The organism is Halarchaeum nitratireducens (genome assembly GCF_017874695.1).
Classification (GTDB): Archaea; Halobacteriota; Halobacteria; order Halobacteriales; family Halobacteriaceae; genus Halarchaeum; species Halarchaeum nitratireducens.
This window is the reverse complement of the sequence record NZ_JAGIKY010000001.1, coordinates 361,013-379,714: the sequence shown is the minus strand read 5'-3', so window position 1 is coordinate 379,714 and position 18,702 is coordinate 361,013. Positions and strand designations below refer to the sequence as shown.

General features: G+C 69.6%; 21 protein-coding genes. 7 read left to right on the top strand and 14 right to left on the bottom strand.

Features of this window, described 5'->3' with window-relative positions:
• Position 1: 1 nt before the first annotated feature.
• A complete protein-coding gene (locus J2754_RS01740) occupies positions 2 to 214 on the top strand; it encodes a DUF8015 family protein (protein WP_188876969.1) in 213 nt (70 codons plus the stop codon).
• On the opposite strand, the gene J2754_RS01735 is transcribed toward J2754_RS01740, so the two are convergent.
• The gene (locus J2754_RS01735; protein WP_188876970.1) at positions 211 to 429 is read right to left on the bottom strand and encodes a hypothetical protein; all 219 of its coding nucleotides are present in this window, start codon (positions 427 to 429) and stop codon (positions 211 to 213) included. The two genes, J2754_RS01740 and J2754_RS01735, sit on opposite strands and share 4 nt — an antisense overlap.
• Before the next feature lie 101 nt (positions 430 to 530).
• Here J2754_RS01735 and J2754_RS01730 point away from each other — a divergent pair, with 101 nt between their 5' ends.
• Positions 531 to 1,991 carry a type IV pilin domain-containing protein gene (locus tag J2754_RS01730; protein ID WP_211086514.1) on the top strand — a complete coding sequence of 487 codons (1,461 nt, stop codon included), beginning with the start codon at positions 531 to 533 and terminating at the stop codon, positions 1,989 to 1,991.
• Between the two features lie 19 nt (positions 1,992 to 2,010).
• Here the strand turns inward: J2754_RS01730 and J2754_RS01725 are convergent, their stop codons facing one another.
• Positions 2,011 to 2,997 (bottom strand): DUF7972 family membrane protein, encoded by a 987-nt coding sequence (locus tag J2754_RS01725; RefSeq protein WP_211086513.1) that lies wholly within the window; start codon positions 2,995 to 2,997, stop codon positions 2,011 to 2,013.
• A gap of 81 nt (positions 2,998 to 3,078) precedes the next feature.
• On the opposite strand from J2754_RS01725, the gene J2754_RS01720 reads away from it, so the two are divergent.
• Both J2754_RS01720 and J2754_RS01715 read left to right on the top strand, forming a co-directional pair.
• The gene (locus J2754_RS01720; protein ID WP_188876974.1) at positions 3,079 to 3,681 is read left to right on the top strand and encodes a hypothetical protein; all 603 of its coding nucleotides are present in this window, start codon (positions 3,079 to 3,081) and stop codon (positions 3,679 to 3,681) included.
• Between the two features lie 103 nt (positions 3,682 to 3,784).
• Positions 3,785 to 5,767 (top strand): ABC transporter ATP-binding protein, encoded by a 1,983-nt coding sequence (locus J2754_RS01715; RefSeq protein ID WP_211086512.1) that lies wholly within the window; start codon positions 3,785 to 3,787, stop codon positions 5,765 to 5,767.
• Between the two features lie 3 nt (positions 5,768 to 5,770).
• Here the strand turns inward: J2754_RS01715 and J2754_RS01710 are convergent, their stop codons facing one another.
• The 3 genes from J2754_RS01710 to J2754_RS01700 all read right to left on the bottom strand — a co-directional run bounded on the left by J2754_RS01710 (position 5,771) and on the right by J2754_RS01700 (position 8,304).
• Positions 5,771 to 6,085, bottom strand: coding sequence for a hypothetical protein (locus J2754_RS01710; RefSeq protein WP_211086511.1), 315 nt, complete (start codon positions 6,083 to 6,085; stop codon positions 5,771 to 5,773).
• Positions 6,086 to 6,298: 213 nt separating this feature from the next.
• Positions 6,299 to 6,877, bottom strand: coding sequence for a hypothetical protein (locus J2754_RS01705; protein WP_211086510.1), 579 nt, complete (start codon positions 6,875 to 6,877; stop codon positions 6,299 to 6,301).
• A gap of 83 nt (positions 6,878 to 6,960) precedes the next feature.
• Positions 6,961 to 8,304, bottom strand: coding sequence for an MFS transporter (locus J2754_RS01700; RefSeq protein WP_211086509.1), 1,344 nt, complete (start codon positions 8,302 to 8,304; stop codon positions 6,961 to 6,963).
• Between the two features lie 117 nt (positions 8,305 to 8,421).
• On the opposite strand from J2754_RS01700, the gene J2754_RS01695 reads away from it, so the two are divergent.
• Both J2754_RS01695 and J2754_RS01690 read left to right on the top strand, forming a co-directional pair.
• Complete coding sequence (locus J2754_RS01695) at positions 8,422 to 9,354, top strand: alpha/beta fold hydrolase (RefSeq protein WP_211086508.1); 933 nt, start codon at positions 8,422 to 8,424, stop codon at positions 9,352 to 9,354.
• A gap of 91 nt (positions 9,355 to 9,445) precedes the next feature.
• Positions 9,446 to 10,051: a TetR/AcrR family transcriptional regulator gene (locus J2754_RS01690; protein WP_188876979.1), complete on the top strand. Its 606-nt coding sequence runs from the start codon at positions 9,446 to 9,448 to the stop codon at positions 10,049 to 10,051.
• 221 nt (positions 10,052 to 10,272) lie between these two features.
• Here J2754_RS01690 and J2754_RS01685 read toward each other — a convergent pair whose 3' ends face one another.
• The 9 genes from J2754_RS01685 to glpR all read right to left on the bottom strand — a co-directional run bounded on the left by J2754_RS01685 (position 10,273) and on the right by glpR (position 18,245).
• The gene (locus tag J2754_RS01685; protein ID WP_211086507.1) at positions 10,273 to 11,202 is read right to left on the bottom strand and encodes a sulfide-dependent adenosine diphosphate thiazole synthase; all 930 of its coding nucleotides are present in this window, start codon (positions 11,200 to 11,202) and stop codon (positions 10,273 to 10,275) included.
• 119 nt (positions 11,203 to 11,321) lie between these two features.
• Positions 11,322 to 12,314: a class II fructose-bisphosphate aldolase gene (gene fba / locus J2754_RS01680; protein WP_188876981.1), complete on the bottom strand. Its 993-nt coding sequence runs from the start codon at positions 12,312 to 12,314 to the stop codon at positions 11,322 to 11,324.
• Between the two features lie 91 nt (positions 12,315 to 12,405).
• On the bottom strand, positions 12,406 to 12,903 hold the full coding sequence (locus J2754_RS01675; RefSeq protein WP_211086506.1) for a PTS fructose transporter subunit IIB: 498 nt from the start codon (positions 12,901 to 12,903) through the stop codon (positions 12,406 to 12,408).
• A 2-nt stretch (positions 12,904 to 12,905) separates the two neighbouring features.
• Entirely contained in the window at positions 12,906 to 14,594 is a 1,689-nt protein-coding gene (ptsP, locus tag J2754_RS01670) for a phosphoenolpyruvate--protein phosphotransferase (RefSeq protein ID WP_211086505.1), read from the bottom strand.
• A 2-nt stretch (positions 14,595 to 14,596) separates the two neighbouring features.
• Positions 14,597 to 14,875 (bottom strand): HPr family phosphocarrier protein, encoded by a 279-nt coding sequence (locus J2754_RS01665; protein WP_188876984.1) that lies wholly within the window; start codon positions 14,873 to 14,875, stop codon positions 14,597 to 14,599.
• Between the two features lies 1 nt (position 14,876).
• On the bottom strand, positions 14,877 to 15,341 hold the full coding sequence (locus J2754_RS01660; RefSeq protein WP_188876986.1) for a PTS sugar transporter subunit IIA: 465 nt from the start codon (positions 15,339 to 15,341) through the stop codon (positions 14,877 to 14,879).
• Between the two features lie 52 nt (positions 15,342 to 15,393).
• Entirely contained in the window at positions 15,394 to 16,503 is a 1,110-nt protein-coding gene (locus J2754_RS01655; RefSeq protein ID WP_188876987.1) for a PTS fructose transporter subunit IIC, read from the bottom strand.
• A 75-nt stretch (positions 16,504 to 16,578) separates the two neighbouring features.
• On the bottom strand, positions 16,579 to 17,487 hold the full coding sequence (pfkB, locus tag J2754_RS01650; RefSeq protein ID WP_188876988.1) for a 1-phosphofructokinase: 909 nt from the start codon (positions 17,485 to 17,487) through the stop codon (positions 16,579 to 16,581).
• A complete protein-coding gene (gene glpR, locus J2754_RS01645; protein WP_211086504.1) occupies positions 17,484 to 18,245 on the bottom strand; it encodes an HTH-type transcriptional regulator GlpR in 762 nt (253 codons plus the stop codon). The genes pfkB and glpR overlap by 4 nt, the downstream gene beginning before the upstream one ends.
• A 163-nt stretch (positions 18,246 to 18,408) precedes the next feature.
• On the opposite strand from glpR, the gene eif1A reads away from it, so the two are divergent.
• Positions 18,409 to 18,693, top strand: coding sequence for a translation initiation factor eIF-1A (gene eif1A, locus J2754_RS01640; protein ID WP_188876991.1), 285 nt, complete (start codon positions 18,409 to 18,411; stop codon positions 18,691 to 18,693).
• Positions 18,694 to 18,702: the final 9 nt, after the last annotated feature.

Sequence of the window (18,702 nt, the reverse complement as noted above, 5' to 3'; positions counted from 1 at the left end):
GATGACCCAGACAGACGCGAGCGAGCGCACGCTCCCCGCCGGTATCGACCGCCCCGACGCGGTGCTCGGTGCCATCACCGTCCTGCTCGTCGCCGCCCTCGCGGCGACCGTCGTCGCACCCTACGCGGCGATGCCGACGCTCGCCGTCGGCTGTCTCGGGTGTCTCTGTCTCATCGGCGAAGCGGTGTTCGTCAACCCGCCGATCGAGGGCTAACGCGAACGCCCGACGCGTGCCGGTACGCCGGCCACGAGCAGCGCGCCGCCGAGGACGGCGACGGCGAGCGCGCCCGCGACGAGCGCCGTCCCGCCGTACGGTCCCGGATACGTCCCGAAGATCCCACCGACGACGAGCGACGCCGTCGCGGCGACGAGCGCGAGCCAGCAGACGACGCCGCCGGCCGCCCGGACGATGCGGTCGTAACGCGTCACGATCGTCCGGTTCGCGGCCGGGTGACAAAAACCGGCCGATCCGGGCGCCGAACGCTTTTGCGGACACGGAGCGTACGAACGACGAATTCGAGGTGTCACGAATGAACAGGGGCGTCAGCAGCGTCGTCGGCACGATCCTCATGACCGGTATCGTCGTCGTCGCAGTGACGGTCGGCGGCGCTGCCATGCTGGATCGCGCGTACGGCGGTGGCGGCGCGGCCAGCGCGCCCGTCGCGGCCGTGGACGTCGGGGTCGATGGGACGAACGTCACCGTCACGCACTGCGGCGGCGACTCCCTCGCCAGCGACGACCTCGCCGCCGTACTTGACGGGACGAACGGGCTGCGACGCGTCGCGTTCTCCGAAGGACAGTGGGCGAGCGGCGGGCCCGCGAGCGGGACGTTCGCCCCGGGCATGACGTGGCTGTTCGAGAACGCGAGCGTCGGCTCCCTCGCCGAGGACGACGTCTCCGTCGCTCACACGCCCTCGAACACGCTCGTCGACACGACGCAGTGTGGTGGAGACTCGGTGAGAAGTCCCTCGACATCCACGGCGACGACGAGTACGACCACGACGACATCCACGACGAGTACGGCGAGTACGACCACGACGACATCCACGACGAGCACGGCGAGTACGACCACGACGACATCCACGACGATGACCACCACCACGACCGACGATGATAGCTCGCCGCCGACGAGTGACGGGGTCGCCGATCCCGGATTCGCGTACGCGGACGCGAACGCAAACGGTGTCTACGACGGCGGGGACACTAGGGTGAACGAGAGTGAACTCGTCGATGGGTACTCGTCGGATATCCCGCTCGTCGTCCCGAAGAGCGTCTCCCTTAGCGTTGATAATCCGCTCTTCATCGCCGCGGACGGAATCACGCTCAACGGGAGCGTCGAATCGTCGGCACAGAGCGACCACATCACGCTCGACGCGAAGAGCGGGGCTCTGACCGTCGACGGGGCGTCCATCGAGACGACGGGCTACGACGCCCACGTGTCGCTCGCCGGGACCGGCCTCACCCTCCGCGATAGCACCGTTTCCACTACCGCACAGAGTTCGAGCATTGACGTTAATAGCTCGAACGGCGTCTTCGACGCCGAGAACACCACTATCGAGACGGCCGGGTACGATGCCGAAGTGATACTGACCGGCGCGAGCGTCGACTTGGAGAACGGAACGGTCACGACGCAACAGCAGGACGCGCCGGTGAGTATCGACGCGACGACCGGCGACGCGAACCTACGTAACGCCACCCTCGCCGGATACGGCTACAGCGTGGATATCTCGGTGAGCGGTGCGTCGCTCGATCTCTGTGGCGCCCGCGTCACGACGGAGCAACAGGGGGCGATGATCACGCTCACGGCCAGATCCGGACCCCTCGGCCTTCGCGACGGGAGCGTCGAAACGAGCGGGTACGAAGCCGACATCGCACTCACCGGCGATCCGATCGACCTCCGGAACGCGACGGTCCGTGCGAGCGATTCGAGCGCGACCGTCACGACGACGGGCGAGACACGGACAAACGCGAACACGACCGTTTCGGACTGACCTGACCGATCGGTCCACCTCAGTCGCCGTCCGGGATACCCTCGATGTCGCCGCCGTCGTCGCCGACGACGAACTGGCCGGCGGCGCGCTGTGCGCTGTTGACGAGCGTCACACGGAGGACGTAGGTGGCGACGAGGACGAACGGGGCGAACGCGACGGCTTCGACGGCGACGACGAGGAGGTTGCTGTCCGGGAGATCGGTGAGGAAGTGCATGAACGCCGCGACGATCGCGGCGGTCGGGACGGCCGTGAGGACGAGGTCACGGGAGAGGTCGGCGAGATCGCGGCGCGTGTAGAGCGTCTTGAAGTATTCGCGGGCGGTCGCGGCGTACTGGAGGAGCCGAAGCATCTCCTCGATGCGCTCGGCGGTCCCGTCGTCCAGCTCGTCGCCGTGCGCGGCGCGGATCGCGCGGAGGTCGTGGATCTGCCTGTCGTGGTCGTAGTCGATTGTCGCCAGCACGACGTCGAGGGTGTCCTCCGCGCTTTCGAGCCCGCGGTTCATCTCGCCGGTCTCCTCCGCGAGGGTCTCGACGTACCCCTCCAAGTCCTCGCGTAGCTCGAAGTCCGCGGCGCCGAGGTCCTCTTCGAGGCGCTGGGCGCGTTCGAGGATACTTCCGGAGAGGAGTCGAAGGAGCGCCTCGGGTTCCGCCGGAACGTGCTCGGTGTCGACGACGGTCTCCAACTGGCGGCGGTACTCGACGACGCTCTGCACGCGACCGAACTGCTGTGCGAGCGGGTGCTGTTGTTGGGAGACGAACAGCGTGTTGAGGGTGACGACGATACTGAAGAGGAAGAACGTCCCGCTGAGGAGCGCCGAGACGAGCGATATCGTGGGACTGGAGTCCGCGAGCGGGTTCTTCGCGCTCGGAAGGAGGGCGCCGGCGACGGGCCCGAAGGTGGTGAACCCGACGAGGAGGACGATCGTCGTCAGGACCCGTCGGTCGGCGGTGAACGCCATCCACCGGTACCAGTCGCGGCGCCATCTGTCGAACTCCCGCTCTCCCATCGAGCGACCGAACGGCCCTCATCGCCAAAAGACGCACGGGACACCGGAACGGATAACGCGCTGGCGCGACACTGGATCGGCGTGCCCTCCATCGAGTCGTTCGCCACGAAGCGCGGCACCGCGCGCTTCGAGGACAGCAAGATTCTCCTCGAATCGTCCGTCGCCGGCTACCTCCGATCGCTCTACCGCGACTACTGGAAGAGCGACGCGTGGTGGCGTCGGGCGATCTTCCTCGGGTACGTCCTATGGGTCGTCTTCGCGATCGGGTGGTCGGCGCGACTGGTCGTCCTGCTCGTCCAGCGCGACGCCGACCCGATCTGGGCCGCCGGCGGCGCGGGCGTCGTCGCCGCGCTCTTGGTCGCGCTGTGGCTCGCGAACTACCTCCGGGGGTATCGCTCGCCCGACCGGATCGCGCTCGACGACGTCGAGTCGGTGACCGCGACGCGGGGCGAGCGGGGGCTGACGCGCCCGCGGCTCGTACTCGCGTACCGCGACGGCGACGCGACGCGCAAGCGCCGCGTGAACCTCCCGTCGCTCCTCATGCCGGACGGCGCGGAGACGTACGAGCGCGCGGTGACGGCGTTCGTCGAGCGCGGCATCGACGTCACGGGCGACCGGGCTGGCGTCGTGGACCCCGACGCGGGCGACGGGAACGACGCGGCGGCCCCTGACGCGGGTCCCTGAGTCGCGCGCCCGCCTCCGTCGTCCCCGTTCCGCCTCCGTCGCGGTCTACGACGCGGCCCGCCGCCTGTCGGGCATTTATCAACGCCCGCGCCCACTCGAACGCATGGACGACGGCGGCGACGACGGCGCGGGTCCGGGCAATCCGATGTGGCGGCTGTACGCGGAGCACGGCCGCGGCAACTGGGAGTGGGTGGCCGGCGGCGCGCTCGCCACCGTCGCGGGCCGCCTGCTCGGCCTCGTCCCCGCGTACATCGTCGGTCTCGCCGTCGACTCGATCTTCCTCGGCGCGCGGCCGTTCGGGCTCCCGTTCGTTCCCGCCGACTGGCTCCCCGCGGCGACGGCCCGGTGGGCTCAGGTGGAGGTCGCGGTCGGCGTGTTGCTCGCCGCGACGCTCGCGGGCGCGGCGCTCTCGTGGATCGACGACTACGCGTGGAGCGTCTTCGCCCAGCGCACCCAACACGACCTCCGCGCGGCGACGTTCGAGCGTCTCCAAGCGCTCGATCTCGCCTTCTTCACGCACCGCCGAACGGGCGAACTGATGAGCGTGCTGAACAACGACGTGAACGCCCTGGAGACCTTCCTCGCGGACGCGGTGAGCTCCTCGCTGTGGATCCTCGCGACCGTCGGCGGCATCGGCGCGGTGATGCTCTCCCTGAACGCGCCGCTGACGCTCGCCGCGCTCCTCCCGATCCCGCTGCTCGCGGTGTTCACGCTCGTCTTCGCGCGCGTCATCGAGCCGCGGTACCTCGCCGTCCGCGAGGAGATCGGCGACCTGAACGCGCGTCTGGAGAACACGGTGAGCGGGATCGAGACCGTGAAGACGGCGAACGCGGAGACGTACGAGGCCGCGCGGACGCGCGAGGCGTCGCTCGCCTATCTCGCGTCGAACCTCTCGGCGATCCGCGCGCGCATCACGTTCTTCCCGGGGCTGAACGTCATCTCCGGCGTCGGCTTCGCCGTCACCTTCCTGCTCGGGAGCTACTGGGTGCTCTTCGGTCCGCCGTTCGGCCTCGCGGCGACGCTCACCCCCGGCGAGTTCGTGACGTTCGTCATCTACGCCCAGCAGTTCGTCTGGCCGATCGTCCAGTTCGGCGACATCGTCGACGACTACGAGCGCGCGAAGGCGGCCGGCACGCGCGTCTACGGGCTCTCGACGCGCGAGCGCGAGATCCGCGACGCCCCCGACGCGACACCGCTCGACGTCGGTGCGGGCCGCGTCGCGTACGACGACGTCTCATTCTCGTATCGCCGGCCGGGCGGGAACGGCGACGACGGGGACGGCGACGGCACGAACGGCGGCGGGAGCGCCGTCGACGACACCGACGGCGGCACGCGCGTCCCGGTCCTCCGCGACGTCTCGTTCGCGGCCGAGGGCGGGGAGACGATCGGCGTCGTCGGGCCGACGGGCGCGGGGAAGTCCACGCTGCTCAAGCTCCTCCCGCGGCTCTACGACGTCGACTCGGGGGCGGTCCGCGTCGACGGCCGGGACGTCCGGAACGTGACCGTCGACAGCCTCCGGGGCGCGATCGGCTACGTCGGGCAGGACCCCTTCCTCTTCTACGGGACGGTGCGCGAGAACGTTCGCTACGGGTCGTTCGAGGCGAGCGACGCGGCCGTCGAGGCGGCGGCGAAGCGCGCGCAGGCCCACGCGTTCATCGAGCGCCTGCCGGACGGCTACGAGACGATGGTGGGCGAGCGGGGCGTGAAGCTCTCGGGCGGCCAGCGCCAGCGTCTCGTCGTCGCGCGTGCGATCCTGAAGGACCCCGACATCATGATCCTCGACGAGGCGACGAGCGCGGTCGATACGGAGACGGAGGCGCTCATCCAGCGCGCGCTCGCGGACTTCGCGGCGGACCGGACGACGTTCGTCATCGCCCACCGCCTCTCGACGGTCCGCCACGCGGACCGGATCCTGGTCGTCGACGACGGCGAGGTCGTCGAACGCGGGACCCACGAGGACCTCCTCGAACGGGACGGACTGTACGCGAACCTCTGGCGCGTCCAGGCCGGCGAGATCGCGTCGCTCCCGGCGTCGTTCCTCGAACGCGCGCGAGAACGGGGCGACACCCTCTCCGACGAGGACTGATCGTCAGAGCGCGACGAAGACGACGGTCGTGACGAGCGCGGCCGCGACGACCGCGGTCGCGGTGATCCGGACGGCGTACTGCTGGTCGGCCTCCCGGTTCGCGGGGTCCTCGACGGTCCCGCGATCGTCCGACTCCTCGAAGCTGTACCGGCCCAGGAGGGCGAGGAACGCGCAGAACGACTTCGAGGCTTGGAGATACCACTCGGTCGCGAGCGCGAGCGGCACGAAGAGGGCGGGGACGAGCTCCTGCGGGACGATGCCGACCACGACGCCGAGCACGAACGCGCCCGCGGCGACGAGGGCGGCCGCAGCGTACATGTATCGCCGGCGACGCTCTCGCTGACCGATATTGCACACGCCGGCCCGGTAACGGGACTGAGACGTTGCCACGTCCGTTCGGACGGTCGTGGAGCGCCTAAAAGACTGGGTCCCGCCACTCACTGCCGGTAGGGGGCGGGAACGTCGGCCCGTGCCGACGGCGGTCGTCACGGCACCGTCTGGTGCGCGTCGAAACGATTCGAACGGAACGACTTACTTCGGGAGCGCCCAGCCGAGCCCGATGTCGAGGGTGACGGCGTAGGTGAGGTACATCAGCCAGATCCCGGTGAGCACCTGGAAGAGCGCGACGGACTTCTCGCCGGTCTCCGAGCCGGTGAAGCGCGCCCAGATCTCGGAGAGGTAGACGAGCGTCAGCCCGAAGAAGAGGACGGCGACCGGGAGGACGCCACCCAGGTAGAAGTTCACCGTCCCGAGGACGGAGAGCAACAGGAACGCGATCGCCATCCACGCGTCCGGCCGGGGATCGAATCCCTTGTACATTTTCCACCCGAGGACGAACCAGTGGACGCCGTACGCGGTAAACGCCAGCGCTGCCATGTAGAGCAGGTGGTCATCGCGGAAGGCGTCGAACCAAGTGAGGCCGCCCCAGAGGAGGATCCCGGTGACGAACTGGAGGAACCCCGGCATCCAGATACCCCAAGAGCCGAGGGTCTGTCGCGTCGTTTCGCCCTTTTCGGGAAACCCGAAGAGGTTCGTACCGCCGATGATGAAGTACCCGGTCCCGAGCCCGAAGAAGCCGAGGGCGACGGGAGCGAGTGCGCTTGCGACCATGTCCGTCCCGTGCTTTTAGTGTCCGTGTATTAACGCTTCGAGAAGAAGCGAGGAAGTCGACTACACAAGAACGCCGGTTTATCTCACGTGCTCGTCGCGTCGGCCGCGGCCGCCGGTCCGTCGGAGAGCCGTCGCGCGCCGTAGACGACGGCCGCGCCGACGACGCAGAGGCCGGCGGCGACGACGAACGCGACGTCGAAGCGGTAGGCGGCGAGCCACCCGCCGAGGAGGCCGCCGACCGCGCCGGCGACCGCGGCGAGCGCGGCGTAGGCCCCCAAGATGCTCCCCCGTGCGCCCTGCGGCGCGAACCGCGAGACGATCGCCGTCCCGGTGACGGCGATGAACGCCCACGTGACGCCCACGACGAAGAGGAGCGCACCGACGGTGGCGAGCGCGCCGAGCGTCCCCGTGAGCGCGTCCGCGCCGAAGAGGCCGACGCCGGCGACGCCGGCGAACGCGGCGGCCCGGAGGCCGAGCGCGCCGCCCTGTACGAACCGGACGTCGCGCGCGCTGCTGACGTGACCCGCACGGCCGAAGAGGAGCGTCGAGGCGGCGTTGTTCACGAGGTAGAGCGCGAACACCATCCCGGAGGAGAAGCTGAGACTCGAATCGAGGTAGAGCGGGAGCGGTGCCCAGAAGACGGAGAAGCCGGTGAAGAACAGGAACGCCGCCCCGAAGTAGAGCCAGAGCGTCGGCGGGAGCTCCGACCCGATCCGACGGAGGCGAGCGAGCGACAGCGAGCGCGTCGCCCAGAAGAGCCGGTTCGTCCCGTACGCGAACGTCGCGTCCGGCGCGTTCCGAGAGGTCCGCGAGAGGATGGCGGCGACGCGGCTCGCGCGCCGCGGGCCGACGTGGAGGTCGTCGTGACGCGGGAGCGAACGCGCGGCGAGCACGGCGGCCCCGACCCCGAAGAGCGCCGCGACGGCGAACAGCGACCCCTGTACGACGTCCGTCGACGCGACCGTCGCCACCCCGACCGTCCACACCGTCCCGAGGACGAGCCCCGCGGTCGATCCGTACCCCTGAAAGACGTTCAGACGGGCGATCCGACCGCTCCACGCCTGCTCGGGCGTGTCACCGACAACGAGCATCGTAACGACGGGCGAGATCGCCGCGACGGCGAACGCGAGGACGGCGTAGACGGCGATCACCGACCAGACGCTGTGCAGGAACGGGAGGGCGACGAGGGCGACGGCGGCGACGGCGAGCGCGGCGACGACGACGCCGCGGCGGTCCCCGGTGCGGTCGGCGTAACGACCCGCGAGTATCGCCCCGGGGGCGCCGACGAGCGACGACAGCGACGCGGACACGCCGAGCGCGCCCGGCCCGCCGCCGAGATACACGACGTAGAGCGGGACGAGCAGTCCGGCGACGCTGGAGGCGACCGCGGAGAGCGAGAGCGCGTAGAGCCAGCGATCCGAGGGCATGAGCGTGGCGTCGCGCGGCGGCGTCTAAACGTTTCTCACACGACACCGCCGACGGCCCTCCCGATCCGCCGTTCTCCTCCACCCGAACTTTTGTCGCTCGCGGGCCAACGCTCACCCATGCGACTCTTCCGAACCATCGGCGTGGCGGCGGGCGCGGTCGGTCTCGCGGCCGTCGCGGACCGCGCGCTCGGCGCGTACGCCGGCGACCTCGAACCGCCGCTCGACGGACGCCGCGGGACGTTCCGCTGGCGAGGGATGGACGTGGCGTACACCGAGGCCGGCGACGCCTCGGACCCGACCGTCGTCTGCTTCCACGGCGTGAACGCCGCGGGATCGAGCGGCGAATACCGGGCGGTCTGGGACGCGCTCGCCGAGGAGTACCACGTCGTCGCGCCCGACTTCCCGGGCTTTGGCTGCTCGGATCGGCCGCCGATCGACTACGACGGCGACCTCTACACGGCGTTCGTCGCGGCGTTCCTCGAACGGTACGACGAGCCGGCGGTGATCGCGGCCTCGCTCGCGGGCGGCTACGTGGCGAACGCGCTCGCGCGCGACGAGATCGATCCGCGGGCGCTCGTCCTCGTCTGCCCCTCCTCGGGCGCGATGCCCGGTCCGAACCCGTGGGCTCGCGGGGTCGTCCGCGCGCCGCTGCTCGGCGACCTCCTCGTCGATCTCGCCACCTCGCGCTACTCGATCCGGCGCTCGAACGCCGACCACGGCTACTACGACGTCGAGGCGGCCGACGACGCGTGGCTCGACTACCAGTGGCGGAGCGCCCACCAGCGCGGCGCGAAACACGCCGTCGCGGCGTTCGTCGGCGGCTATCTGAACGTCGACGTGGACCTCGAAGCCGCGCTCGCGGACGCCGACGGCCCGGTCACGCTCGTCTGGGGGTCGGCCGCGGAGACGACGACGCCCGCGGAGGGGCGCGCGCTCGCCGACGCCGCGGGAGCCGACTTCGTCGAGCTCGACCGGACGGCCCTCGTCCCGCACGCGGAGCGGCCCGCGGCGTTCCTCGACGTGATCGCCGGGCGCCTCGTTCCCCTCTGACTCGCCCGCGACGCGGCTCGACTCACCCGTGACCGCCGCCGTCGGGCGCCGAATCGACGCATCCAAACCCCTACGCACCCACGTACTACCAATGGCCGACACGCCGACGGATCGGGAGTCCACGGACGTCGAGGTGGCCATCATGGAAGCGACCTACCGCGCGCTCCGCGAACACGGGTACGCGGACCTCACGATGCGCGCCATCGCCGAGGAGTACGGGAAGACGACGGCGGCCATCCACTACCACTACGACACGAAGGACGACCTCCTCGTCGCGTTCCTCGAATACCTCCTCGATAAGTTCCTCGATCACGTCCATGACGCCCGCGAGGCGGAGGCGGAGCCGGAGCGTCACCTCGGCGACCTCCTCGACGGTCTCCTGATCGACCGCGAGGGCGACTACGATCTCGTCTGCGCGCTCCTCGAGATGCGCGCACAGGCGCCCTACCACGACGCCATCCGCGAGCAGCTCGTCCGGAACGACGAGTACATCCGCGACGTCTTCGCCACCGTCATCGCCGACGGCGTCGAGCGCGGCGTCTTCCGCGACGATGTCGACCCCGACGCCGCCGCCTCGGCCCTCATTACGATCGTGAAGGGCGCGCGCACTCGGTTCGTCGTCCTCGCCGACCCGTCCGTCCTCCACGTGGCGCGCGACGTCGCCGGCACGTACGTCGCGGACGTTCTCGAAGTCTGAGGCGCGTCCTCGGAGCGCTCGCGTCGTTCGGCGTTCGCCGCGTCTGTCTCACTTCGTTCGAGCTACCTGCTCGCGGGCCGCCGTGCTCCTCGCTCGCTGTTCCGCGGTCGCTGCGCGATCACGTTGCTCACGGCTCCACCGTTCGCCTGAACGCGGTCGCGAAGCGATCGCGTTGCTTACGGCGTCGCCGTTCGCGTCAACGTGATCCCGGAGGGATCACGCTAGTCGTCCGCAGGCGAGGGTGTCGCCCCCGGCACGTCGACGCTCGGCGCGTCGACGCCGAGTTCGTCGAGCGCGACGTCCGCGGCGCGCTTGCCGGAGAGGAGCATCGCGCCGAACGTCGGCCCCATGCGCGTGAGGCCGTGCGTCGTCGCCGTCGAGAGCCCGCAGGTGAGGAGGCCGTCGTGGATCTTGCCCGTGTACTCGACGACCTTGTCCTCGGAGTCCGCGATCCACATGGAGTCGTGGCCGGGGGAGTCGTGGCCGGGCGCGCCGTACTCGCCGTCTTCGGTGGAGTCCATGCCGGCCTCGTGCTCGTCGACGTGCTCGATGCCGGGCGCGTCGACGACGCCGCGCTCCTGGAGCTTGGAGACGACGACGGCGTCGTGGCCCGTCGCGTCGATGACGAGGTCGGACTCGACGGCGATGGGGTCGACGCACGTCAGCTCGCGCGGGAGGGCGTGGACGGGCGACCAGTTCATCACGATGCCCGACACCTCGTGGTCCTCGCGGACGACGATGTCGGTGAACTCGGTCATGTTCTGGATCTTCGCGCCGGCGTCGCAGGCGGCGTGGATGAGCGCCGAGCACGCGTGCGGGCCGTCCGCGAGCTGGAGGCCGTCGGCCTCCTCGGCTTCCTCGTAGGGGACGCCGAGCTTGTCGAGCACGCGCTCTGCGGGCTCGCGGACGGTGAGCTTGTTCATGAGGAAGCCGCCGAGCCAGAACCCACCTCCCAGATAGTTGTTCTTCTCGACGACCATCACGTCGACGTCGCGCTCGGCGAGCTCCTTCGCGGCGACCAACCCGGAGGGCCCGCCGCCGACGATGATGACGTCGGTGTCGGTGTAGTCGAGGAACTCGTCGCCCCACGAGCGGGCGATGGCGTTCGTGACCTGTGCTTCCGTCGCGTCGCTGAAGCCGCTGAACGACATACCACCTAGTGATACAACTGGGTATTTAACCGTGGCGGTGCGGGGGCGACTGACGGACGCGTCGCTGGCCGGGATCACCGAGTGATCGGAAGAAACGACAGTGAACGGAGCGTGGGGTGTTACGCGTAGCGGCTCCGTCCGGCGCTGCCGGCGAGCTCGGCGAGATCCGCGTGGACGTCGGCGATCCGCTCGCGGATGTCGCGGCCGGCGACGCGCGGGTCGAAGACGTCCTTGTTCGGCGACCAGTCCGCGTCCTCGAAGAAGGTGTCACGGCTGTCCGGGACGCCCTCCGGCGGGACGAGTTCGTCCGTGTGCGCCCGGTAGAGGTCGAAGGCGGTCCGCGTGTACTCGTACTGATAGCGGGTGTCTTTGTTCATCTTGCAGATGCCGTACTGCATCATCTCCTCGACCTGCGAGGGCTGGAGGCCGGAGGAACCGTGGAGGACGAGCGGCGTGTCGAGGCCGTGATCGCGCAACGCGTCCTCGATGTCGCGCGCGAGGTCCGGCCGGAGTTCGAGGTCCTTGCCCTTCGCCACGCCGTGCTGGGTGCCGACCGAGATGGCGAGCAGGTCACAGCCCGTTCGCTCGACGAACTCGACGGCCTGCTCGGGGTCGGTGTAGTAAGCCTCGTCGGCCTCGATCTCGTCCTCGACGCCCTTGATCCGGCCGAGCTCGGCCTCGACGAGGACGTCCGAGCCCTTCTCCTCGGCCATCTCGACGACGCGCTTCGAGCGCGCGACGTTCTCCTCGAACTCCTCGTGGCTCGCGTCGATCATGATCGAGGAGGGGATGTCGAGGTCCATCTGCGCCTCGATGAACTCCATGTCCGTCTGGTGGTCCATGTTGAGGAAGACGCCGATGTCCCGCTGCTCGGCCATCACCTCGATGTAGTTACCCATCGCCTTCAGGCCCGCCACCTCGTCCCCGTCGCCCGCGAAGCGACAGGCTCCAGCGCTCATCTGGACGAGGAGGTCCGAGTCGACGCGCTCGGCGCCCTCCAGCAGTCCCAACAGCACGTTCGGTTCCGCGACGTTGCTCGCGACGAGGCCGAAGCCGTCCTCCAGCCCGTCTGCGTACACCTTCGAGAGTTCGTCGCCGCCGTAGAAGCCCATTGTATTACCTCGTCCGGGTGATCCCCCGCCACCCGTATAACTGACACGGAAAAACGCAGACCCGCGCAGAAACGAAAAACTCCGATTCGAGTTAGCCGCTGAGCCACCGGCGAAGCCGGCGGAAGATCCCTTTCTCCGGGTCGCCCCCGCGTTTCACCGGTTCGTCGGCCGGCCGGTCACCGTCCTCTGCCGCTTCGCCGTCTTCCGTACCTTCGTCCGCCGCCGTCGATCCGCCCGTCTCGGACTCGGGGGCGTCGCCCTCGTCGATGATACCGGATTTGCCCGCGTTGGCCGCCTCGACGGCGCGTTCGACCATCTCGTCCGCGCGGTTGACGCCCGCCTTCACGGGTCCCCGCACGACCGGCTTCCCCTCGAAGCGGTCCGTCTTGACGGCCGTGTCGGCCGTGATGATGACCGCGTCCGCCGCCGCGATGTCCTCGGCGGTGAGTTCGTTCTCCGCCCCCATGGCGCCCTGGACCTCGACTTTGATGTCGTGGCCCATCCCCTCGGCCGTCGTTTCGAGGTTCTCGGCCGCCATCTGGCTGTGTGCGATGCCCGTCGGACAACTCGTGATTGCGACTAGTTTCATGGTTACGGTAGGAGGTCGGTCACTTCGTCTCTGCTGGCGGCGGCGAGCGCGCGCTCCGCCAGCGCCGTCGCCGCCGCCGTGTCGATCTCCGAGACGCGCTCTTTCACCGCCGGCACCGTCACCGCGCTCATCGAGAGCTCGGTCAGCCCGAGTCCGACGAGCAGTTCGGTCAGCGCCGGATCGCCCGCCATCTCGCCGCACATCCCGACCCAGACGTCTGTTCCTTCGGCGGCGGTCGTCGTCGCGTCGATCGCACGCAACACCGCCGGCTGACGGAAGTCGCCGAGGTCCGCGACGGCGTCGTTGCCGCGTTCGGCCGCCATCACGTACTGCGCGAGGTCGTTCGTCCCGATGCTGAAGAAATCGACGTGCGAGACGAACTCGTCCGCCATGAACGCCGCGGCGGGCGTCTCGATCATCACGCCGAACTCGGGGCGCTCGGCCTCGATACCCTCGGAGCGGAGGTCCTCGACGACCCGATCGAGGACGGTCTCGGCCGCCGCGATCTCCTCGACGGTCGTGACGAGCGGGAGCATCACGGCGAGGCTCCCGACGTCCGTGTCCGCGTCCGCACGGAGGAGCGCACGCAGTTGCGTCTCGAAGAGGTCTGCGTCCGGGCCGAGCGAACGCCGGATGCCGCGTTCGCCGAGGAAGGGGTTCTCCTCGTCGGGCAGATCGAGGTACGGAACGGGCTTGTCGCCCCCGACGTCGAGCGTCCGGACGACGACGCGGCCCTCGGGGAACGTCTCGATCGCCCGCTTGTAGGTCTCGTACTGCTCTGCCTCGTCGGGCGCGTCGTCGCGGTCGAGGAAGAGGAACTCGGTGCGAAAGAGGCCGATGCCGTCCGCGCCGCGGTCCGCCGCGGGACCGAGTTCCGCCGGCGTGCCGACGTTCGCCGCGACCTCGATCTCCCGGCCGTCGGCGGTCTCGACGCGCTCCTCGCGGACGCGGGCCTCCGTGCCCTCGCTCGCGGCCGCGACGGTGTCGTCGCTCGGATCGACGACCACCTCGCCCGTCGTGCCGTCGATGACGACCGTCTCGCCGTCCGCGACCGACGTCAGCGCGTCACCGACGCCGACGACTGCGGGGATGGCGAGCGAGCGCGCGAAGATGGCCGCGTGGCTCGTCCGTCCGCCCGTGACCGTCGCGAATCCGGCGACGCGCTCGGGGTCGAGTTGCGCCGTGTCGCTCGGCGTGAGCCGCTCCGCGAGCACCACCGATCCATCCGGGAGCGCGGAGAGATCGACCCGCTCGCCGTCCGTGAGGAGCCGGAGGAGCCGGTCCCGAACGTCGCGGAGGTCGTCCGCGCGCTCGGCCATCTTCCCGTCCATCGCGGCGAACCGCTCGACGAACTCGTCGAAGGTCTCCGCGACGGCGTGGGCCGCCGGGAGGCCGTCGTCGATGCGCTCGGCGACGCCGTCGGCGATCTGCGGGTCGGTGAGGAACTGCACGTGCGCGTCGAAGACGGCGGCTTCGTCCTCGCCGACGCGCTCGGCCGTGCGCTCGCGCTCGGCGTCGAGCTCGGCTTCGGCCTCGTCACGCGCGTCCTCGAACGCCGCCAACTCCGCCTCGCCGTCGACCTCCGCCGGCGCCGGCGGCTCCGGGAGGTCGGCGTCCGGCCGGTACCAGACGGCGGTGCCGACGCCCGTGAGCGGCGTGACGTCGACCCCCGAGAGTCGTCGTTCGCTCATCCCTACAGTTCGTCCTCCGGCGTCGAGAGCAGCTCTTCGAGGGCGTCGAGGGCGGCCACGGCGTCCGCTCCCTCGGCGACGATGCGCAGCTTTTCGCCACCGGCGACGCCGAGGCCGGTGACGGCGAGCATCGACGACGCGCTCACGAGGTCGTCGTCGGCCGCGCCCTCGGGGCCGACCGACACCTCGGCGTCGTACTCGTTCGCGGTCTCGACGAACAGCGACGCCGGGCGGGCGTGGAGGCCCTCCTCGGGAACGACTTCGACGACACGCTCGGGCATCTCAGGCCACCTCCTCGATGATGATCTCCTGCACTCGCTCGGCCGTCTCCGCCGTGTGGAGCTTCTCGCGGGTCTCCTCGTGGACGAGCGAGCGCGAGAGGCTGGAGAGGATCTGGAGGTGGTCGTCGCTCGACGCCTCGGGGACGAGGATCATGAAGAAGAGCGTCGCGGGCTCGTCGTCCATCGCGCCGAAGTCGACGCCCTCGCTGGAGCGCGTGAACGCGAGCGTCGGCTCCGCGACGCCCGCCGTCTTCGCGTGCGGGATGCCGATGCCCATACCCACGCCCGTCGTCGACTCCTCCTCGCGCGCGAGGAGGTCGGCGAGCGCCTGCTCGTGGTCCGAGACGCGCCCGGCCTCGACGGCGAGATCGAGGAGGTGCTCGATCACCGCCTCCTTCTCGGCCGGCGGTTCGTCGAGGGAGATCAGATCGACGTCGATCAGTTCCTTCAGTTCAGTTTCGTTCATCGTTTGTGAGTGGTGTTGCGCGGGGTGTAAGCGTTCCGCACTCGCTCGGCCGCTACGCGTTCCCGACGCGCTCGTCGTACGCCGGCGTGATGGCGTACTCGATGACCGCCGTGACGACGGCGCCGAGCGCGAGACAGCCGAGGAAGAGGAGCGGCTTGTTCGAGAGCGGGATCACGAAGATGCCGCCGTGCGGGGCCGGCATCGTGACGTTCAGTCCCATCGCCGCGGCGCCCGCGACGGCCGAACCGGCGACGATGCCCGGGATGACGCGACCGGGGTCGGAGGCGCCGTAGGGGATCGCGCCCTCGGTGATGAACGAGAGGCCGAGCGGGATGGCGTTCTTCGCGTTCTCGTACATCTCCGCCGGGTACTTCTCGGGGGCGACGAGGTTGGCGATCGCCATGCCGAGCGGCGGCGTCATGCCGGCGATCATCACGGCGGCCATCGGCCCGTAGATCTGCTCGCCGATGAGGCCGACGCTGAAGACGTACGCGACCTTGTTGACGGGCCCCCCCATGTCGAAGGCCATCATGCCGCCGAGGATGGCGCCGACGAGGACCGCCTGACTGCCCTGCATCCCGGTGAGCCAGGCAGTGAGCGCGGCGTTCGCGATGGAGACGGGGACGCCGACGACGAACAGCATCACGGGGAGGAGCACGAGCGTCGTCACCACCGGGATGATGAGCACGGGCATCATCGGCTCGATGAACCCGGGGACGTCGCGGCGCTTGAACCACAGCGCGACGTAGCCGGTGATCAGGCCGGCGACGAGCGCGCCGAGGTAGCCGGCGCCCGCGGCGCCGCCCTGGATCCCGATGATCGTCCCCGCCTCCTGCAGGACGTTCCCCTGCTGGATGAGGTAGGAGAGGACGAAGCCGGGCGCCAGTCCCGGTCTGTCGGCGATCGCGTACGAGATGTACGCGCCGAGGATCGGCACCATGATCGTGAGGCCGATGTTTCCGACCTGCGCGAAGAACCACCCCAGGGTCCCCGTCGCCTCGAAGACGTTCGTGACGTCACCGAAGACGCTCGCGGACGCGTAGCCGAGCGCGAGGAAGATCCCGCCGATGGTGACGAACGGGATCATGTGCGACACCCCCGTCATCAGGTCGTCCTTGATCGAGGTCAGGTACTCCCGATACGTCGTGGTCAGATCTGCCATAGTCTGTCACGATAGTTGTGAGAGAGTGTTTAAAACCGTTCGGGTTTGCGTCTTTCTGCTCGGTTCTGCGCGAGATCAGTGCCGCCGGACGCGTACGTCGTCGCGGACGGCCGCGATCTCGTCCAGATCGGGGACGCTCGTCCCCGCGACGCCGACGACCCGGGAGGAGACGGCGACGCCCTGTGCGAGCGCCGTCGCGTCGTCCGCGCCGTCGTCGTACGCCGCGAGCACGCCAGCGAGGAGGGAGTCGCCGGCGCCCACGGTATCGACGACGTCAACGTCGAGCGCGTCCGCGACGAACGCTCCCCTCGGTCCGACGAGCACCGCGCCGTCGCCCCCGAGCGAGGCGATCACGCGTTCGTACCCCGTCTCGCGCAGCGCTTCCGCCGCCGCGATGCAGTCGTCGACGCTCGCGGTCGCCATCCCCGTCGCCGCCGCGAGTTCCTCGCGGTTCGGCTTGCAGAGGGCGTACTCGCTCTCCAGCTCGGCCAGCATCTCGCCGCCGACGTCGACGGTCGTCGCCCAGTCGCCGGCCGCCGCGAGCCGGTCGACGTCCGCGGCGCGCACGCCCGGCGGGAGGCTTCCACCGACGACGAGCGACGGCGGCGCGAGTTCTCGCACGCGCGCGAGCAGGTCCTCGACGGCGCGCTCGGAGACGCGCGGGCCGTCCTGATTGATCTTGTACTCGCCGTCGGGCGCGAGGATCGTCTGATTCAGCCGAGTGGACTCATCAACGGTGACGAACGCCGTTTCGAGGCCCGCGTCGTCGAGCTCGTCCGCGAGCACTCGCCCGAACGGATCGCCCAGAAAGCCGCTGGCGGCCGTTTCGGAGCCGAGCGCACGGAGGTACTGCGAGACGTTGATCCCCTTCCCGCCCGCATCGACGCGCGCACCGCTCGTCCGGACGACGGCCCCGGAGTCGAGCGGTTCGTCGAGCGCGACCGTGTAGTCGAGTGCGGGGTTCGGCGTGACGGTGAGGATCACGCCGTGTCCTCCTCGGTGACGCGGACGCCCGCGGCGTCGAGCGTCTCCGCGAGGCGCTTCGGGAGCTCGGCGTCCGTGATGAGGTGATCCACGTCGTCCAACTCCGCGAACTGCACGAAACTGCGCTCGCCCACCTTCGAGCCGTCACAGACGAGCACGACCCGGTTCGCCTTCTCCACCATCAGCTCCTTCATCCGCGCCTCGTTCTCGTTCGGCGTCGTCAACCCCGCCTCGACGTCCAGCCCGTTCGTCCCGAGGAAGAGGAGGTCGAAGTTCGTCCGCTCCATGAACGACTCCGCGGTCGGGCCGACGAGCGCGCGCGTACGACTCCGGAGCGTCCCGCCGGTGAGCTTCACCTCCTCGACGCGCTCCCCGAGTTCGACGGCGAGCTGCGGCGAGTTCGTCACCGCGAGGAGGTCGCTCGGGACGCGGCGGGCCACCTCCGTCGTGGTCGTCCCCGCGTCGAAGAAGACAACTTCGGTGTCCGCGATCTCCTCGACGGCGCGCGCCGCGATGGCGCGTTTCGCCTCCAGGTTCTTGACCTCGCGCTCGCCGTAGGACCGCTCGCTGGCGACCGACGTGGCGGGGAGCGCCCCGCCGTGGCTGCGCTCGATCAGTCCCTCCTCCGCCAGCGCCCGCAGGTCGCGCCGGATCGTCGCCTTCGAGTAGTCGAGTTCGTCGGCGAGCTCCGAGACGGACTGGCCGTCGTGCGTCGACACCAGCTCCACGATCTTCCGTTTTCTCGCTTCCGGTAGCATTGCCAGAGGTAGTCTCTACCGGGAGATAGCGCGCACCGCCTATAACTATTTATTTCCGATCGTGCTCGTTTCCGATCGAAACGATCGGGCGGTCTCACCGCCGCCTCGAACGCTTCGGTCACGAAGGGGAATTGTTTAACCGTGTCGCAGGCCTACCGCCTCTATGAGCGACAATCAGGGCCGTCGGAACCTCCGGATGCCCGACGACAACCAGGTCTTCGCGGTCGTCACCGAGATGCTCGGCGGCAGCCGCGTCCAGCTTCGCTGTGCGGACGGCAAAGAACGCATGGGCCGCATCCCTGGACGAATGAAGTTTCGGACGTGGATCCAGGAGGGCGACGTCGTCATCGCCGAACCGTGGGACTGGCAGGACGAGAAGGCGAACGTCGAGTGGCGCTACGACGACGACGCCGCCGAGCAGCTGCGCCAAGAAGGCCACATCCAGTAAGCGACCACC

Excerpts from the sequence above, each read along its gene's own strand:
- J2754_RS01740 (WP_188876969.1), top strand. The coding sequence starts at position 2 with ATGACCCAGACAGACGCGAGCGAGCGCACGCTCCCCGCCGGTATCGAC.
- J2754_RS01730 (WP_211086514.1), top strand. The coding sequence starts at position 531 with ATGAACAGGGGCGTCAGCAGCGTCGTCGGCACGATCCTCATGACCGGT.
- J2754_RS01725 (WP_211086513.1), bottom strand. The coding sequence starts at position 2,997 with ATGGGAGAGCGGGAGTTCGACAGATGGCGCCGCGACTGGTACCGGTGG.
- J2754_RS01715 (WP_211086512.1), top strand. The coding sequence starts at position 3,785 with ATGGACGACGGCGGCGACGACGGCGCGGGTCCGGGCAATCCGATGTGG.
- J2754_RS01710 (WP_211086511.1), bottom strand. The coding sequence starts at position 6,085 with ATGTACGCTGCGGCCGCCCTCGTCGCCGCGGGCGCGTTCGTGCTCGGC.
- J2754_RS01705 (WP_211086510.1), bottom strand. The coding sequence starts at position 6,877 with ATGGTCGCAAGCGCACTCGCTCCCGTCGCCCTCGGCTTCTTCGGGCTC.
- J2754_RS01700 (WP_211086509.1), bottom strand. The coding sequence starts at position 8,304 with ATGCCCTCGGATCGCTGGCTCTACGCGCTCTCGCTCTCCGCGGTCGCC.
- J2754_RS01695 (WP_211086508.1), top strand. The coding sequence starts at position 8,422 with ATGCGACTCTTCCGAACCATCGGCGTGGCGGCGGGCGCGGTCGGTCTC.
- J2754_RS01690 (WP_188876979.1), top strand. The coding sequence starts at position 9,446 with ATGGCCGACACGCCGACGGATCGGGAGTCCACGGACGTCGAGGTGGCC.
- J2754_RS01685 (WP_211086507.1), bottom strand. The coding sequence starts at position 11,202 with ATGTCGTTCAGCGGCTTCAGCGACGCGACGGAAGCACAGGTCACGAAC.
- fba (WP_188876981.1), bottom strand. The coding sequence starts at position 12,314 with ATGGGCTTCTACGGCGGCGACGAACTCTCGAAGGTGTACGCAGACGGG.
- J2754_RS01675 (WP_211086506.1), bottom strand. The coding sequence starts at position 12,903 with ATGAAACTAGTCGCAATCACGAGTTGTCCGACGGGCATCGCACACAGC.
- ptsP (WP_211086505.1), bottom strand. The coding sequence starts at position 14,594 with ATGAGCGAACGACGACTCTCGGGGGTCGACGTCACGCCGCTCACGGGC.
- J2754_RS01665 (WP_188876984.1), bottom strand. The coding sequence starts at position 14,875 with ATGCCCGAGCGTGTCGTCGAAGTCGTTCCCGAGGAGGGCCTCCACGCC.
- J2754_RS01660 (WP_188876986.1), bottom strand. The coding sequence starts at position 15,341 with ATGAACGAAACTGAACTGAAGGAACTGATCGACGTCGATCTGATCTCC.
- J2754_RS01655 (WP_188876987.1), bottom strand. The coding sequence starts at position 16,503 with ATGGCAGATCTGACCACGACGTATCGGGAGTACCTGACCTCGATCAAG.
- glpR (WP_211086504.1), bottom strand. The coding sequence starts at position 18,245 with ATGCTACCGGAAGCGAGAAAACGGAAGATCGTGGAGCTGGTGTCGACG.
- eif1A (WP_188876991.1), top strand. The coding sequence starts at position 18,409 with ATGAGCGACAATCAGGGCCGTCGGAACCTCCGGATGCCCGACGACAAC.